Origin of the sequence: Moorena sp. SIO4A5 (assembly GCF_010672005.1) — a bacterium.
GTDB lineage: Bacteria > Cyanobacteriota > Cyanobacteriia > Cyanobacteriales > Coleofasciculaceae > Moorena.
Genome location: NZ_JAAHHZ010000571.1, coordinates 1 through 3134, shown reverse-complemented (window position 1 = coordinate 3134; position 3134 = coordinate 1). Strand labels below are relative to the sequence as shown.

The window sequence follows — 3134 nt, the reverse complement described above, 5'->3', positions numbered from 1 at the left end:
CTGTTCGGATTAATGGTCTTGACTGTCTAGCGATCACCAAACTGGATGTACTCGATACCTTTGAAGAAATTAAGGTGTGCGTCGCCTATGAAATTGACGGTGAAATCAGTCAGGAATTTCCTAGCAGCACTAGCGTGTTTTCCCGATGCCAGCCTGTTTACAAAACCCTATCCGGTTGGCAAACATCTACTTCTGAATGTCGGTCTTTAGATGATTTACCCACCGAAGCCTTGGATTATCTTAAATTCCTGGCAGAACTGATGAAAGTTCCCATTGCTGTGGTTTCCTTAGGAGCCAGCCGCGACCAGACAATTATTGTGGAAGACCCAATCCACGGTCCAAAGCGAGCACTATTGGATGCTAGCGGTACACCGATAACTTCGGGAGTTTAAGTGCGTCAGGGTGTCAGGGCGTCAAGGCGTCAGTCGGAGAGTTTGAATCTCACCAGTTTCCGATTCGATTAAACACCCTGACTCACCATTTAGGTCAGCACCTCCCTCGGTGGCGGAATCGACCGGTAGCTGACCAATAATCGCCATTAAATTGGCTACGTTATCTCGAAGAGTTAAAGTCCTACCGATGAATGTTACTGTAGAATGTCAAAAGCGACCAGAAGGTAGTAAGCCGAGAGCCTTACGCCGTTCTGGCTTGATTCCCACCGTACTTTACGGTCACAATGGTGCAGAATCTGTATCTCTAACTATGACGGCTAAAGCAGCAGAAGACTTGCTTAAAACAGCCTCGGTGAATAATACCCTGATAGAGCTCTCTATTCCTGACCTTTCCTGGAATGGTCCAGTTCTGCTGCGGGAGATACAATCTCATCCTTGGAAAAATTCCCTGTACCACCTCAGTTTTTTCTCGGTGGCTTCTCAAAATAAAGTAGAGGTCGTTGTACCTCTGAAGCTAGTGGGAGAAGCGGTAGGAGTTAAGCAAGGTGGGGTTTTGCAGCAAAGGCTTACAACAGTAAAAGTGCAATGTCCCCCAGATAAAATTCCCGAAAGCATTGATATTGATATATCAAATTTGGAACAGGGTAAGATGTTCTACATTTACGAGTTAGTCTTGCCAGAAGGGATCCAGGTTATGGATGATCCTAAATTAAGTGTTCTTGCTATCACGTCTAAATAAAGCGTTGCAGAATACAGGTAAGCATTAAGCTATCAGCAGTCAGCCGTGAGCATTAAGCTTACGCTACGCGAACGACTTAATGCTTACCTTAAATCCTGTTTTGTTAATTAGCGATAGAGCACTGATAATTTTCACTGATAATTTTCAATGGTAAGCATTCAGCTATCAGCTATCAGCTATCAGCTAATGGGCTAGGCCCACACTAATTGAGGTGTTTATGGGGAAAGTGCCAGCGTCGTTCGCACAGCGTGGCCAAACGCGCCCCGCGTGGCCAAAGGCCAAGGCCAAAGCCTGTGCCACGCTACTAATTGCTTTTGAATAAAATAAGCTGACCGCTGACTGCTGAATGCTGAATGCTTACTTTCAATGTTCAATTTTAAATTGACGAATAACCTTCCATGATAAGTATTCAACCGAAAAAAATATCATTACTTTATCAAGACTCTACGAAGCTGAAAACCCCGTGTCTTTAGACCGGGGATGACAGCGAGATAGGGGCTTGACGCGCCGTGAGAAAAAGATTTTTTGGATTCGGGAATCTTACTCTGACCGTTGTCGAATAAAATAGGTAGTAAAAGGTCGATAATAATGATTGTTTTAGAGTTCAAAGCATACGGGAAACCAAAGCAATATTCAGCAATAGATGAGGCGATCAGAACAGCTAAATTTGTTCGCAATAGCTGTATTCGCTATTGGATGGACAATAAAGGTGTTGGAAAATTAGACCTTAATAAATATTGTACTGTTTTGGCGAAGCAGTTCCCGTTTGCCAATGAATTGAACTCTATGGCTCGTCAAGCCTGTGCTGAACGAGCTTGGTCATCAATCGTCCGCTTCTACGATAACTGTAAGAAAAAAGTGCCCGGCAAGAAGGGTTTTCCTAGATTCAAAAAGCATTGTCACTCAGTAGAATACAAAACTACAGGCTGGAAATTATGCCCAGACAAGAAGTCTATTGTTTTTAGTGACAAAAAAGGGATAGGAAAACTCAAACTCAAAGGAACATGGGACTTGTGGCACTTTGACAAAAAGCTAATTAAACGAGTCAGGATAGTCCGTCGAGCCGATGGGTACTATGTTCAGTTTTGCATTAATACTGATATTAATGAGTCTGTCTCAGCAACAGGTACTACTATTGGTTTGGACGTTGGCTTAAAGGACTTTTATACCGATTCTAATGGCAATACTGTCCCTAATCCTCGTTTTTATCGGAAGGGAGAAAAGCGTCTAAAATTCTATCAACGTCGAGTTTCTCGGAAAAATAAAGGCTCTGCTAACCGTAAGAAAGCGATTAATAAGCTAGGCAAGACACACCTTAAAATAAGTAGGCAGCGTGTTGGCGAAGCCTGCGCGAAGCGCATAGAACATGCAAAGATACTTGCACGTTGCGTAGTCCGGTCTAACGACTTGGTCGCCTATGAAAATTTAAGGATCAATAACATGGTAAAAAACCATTGTCTTGCGAAGTCTATTAATGATGCAGGTTGGTATCAATTCCGGAAATGGATGGAATATTTTGGCAATAAGTTTGGCAAGGTAACTGTTGCGGTCAACCCTGCCTATACTAGTCAAAATTGTTCTAATTGTGGTGAAGTAGTTAAAAAATCTCTATCAACGAGAACCCATGTTTGTCAATGCGGTTGTTCGCTAGATAGAGACCATAATGCTGCAATTAACATATTAGAAAGAGCATTAAGTACGGCAGGGCATGTCGGAACTTTGGTCTTAAATGACCCAAACGCTTGGGGAGATTTGGCCTCTACTGTGGCTGGTGCAAACTTGTCACAGCAAGTCGATTCTTTGAACCAAGAATCCCCGTCACAAAGCGAGCGGGGAGTGTCAAAGTTGTCTGATTAAGCCAGGGGAGAGTTAAAATTTCCCTGGATTTTTTATGAATGATTAGTGGGATTGGAAGAAAATGACAGAAAACTCTCAACAGTCAAGACCTATTGATGTCTTTGGTGTCGGAAATGCTTTAGTCGATATTCTGGCACTGGTGGATG

5 protein-coding genes are annotated in these 3134 nt (G+C 42.9%); 3 read left to right on the top strand and 2 right to left on the bottom strand.

Going from position 1 to position 3134, the window contains the following annotated elements:
• A partial coding sequence (locus F6K57_RS41185) for an adenylosuccinate synthetase (protein WP_293074849.1) occupies positions 1-392 on the top strand: 392 nt, incomplete at its 5' end.
• A gap of 21 nt (positions 393-413) precedes the next feature.
• Here the strand turns inward: F6K57_RS41185 and F6K57_RS41180 are convergent.
• Positions 414-539 (bottom strand): hypothetical protein, encoded by a 126-nt coding sequence (locus F6K57_RS41180; RefSeq protein WP_293074846.1) that lies wholly within the window; start codon positions 537-539, stop codon positions 414-416.
• A 4-nt stretch (positions 540-543) separates the two neighbouring features.
• On the opposite strand from F6K57_RS41180, the gene F6K57_RS41175 reads away from it, so the two are divergent.
• Positions 544-1131, top strand: coding sequence for a 50S ribosomal protein L25/general stress protein Ctc (locus F6K57_RS41175; protein WP_364306285.1), 588 nt, complete (start codon positions 544-546; stop codon positions 1129-1131).
• Positions 1132-1346: 215 nt separating this feature from the next.
• Here F6K57_RS41175 and F6K57_RS41170 read toward each other — a convergent pair whose 3' ends face one another.
• Positions 1347-1505 carry a hypothetical protein gene (locus F6K57_RS41170; protein ID WP_293063563.1) on the bottom strand — a complete coding sequence of 53 codons (159 nt, stop codon included), beginning with the start codon at positions 1503-1505 and terminating at the stop codon, positions 1347-1349.
• 214 nt (positions 1506-1719) lie between these two features.
• Here F6K57_RS41170 and F6K57_RS41165 point away from each other — a divergent pair, with 214 nt between their 5' ends.
• Positions 1720-2988 (top strand): transposase, encoded by a 1269-nt coding sequence (locus F6K57_RS41165; protein ID WP_293074843.1) that lies wholly within the window; start codon positions 1720-1722, stop codon positions 2986-2988.
• The last annotated feature ends 146 nt before the right edge of the window (positions 2989-3134 follow it).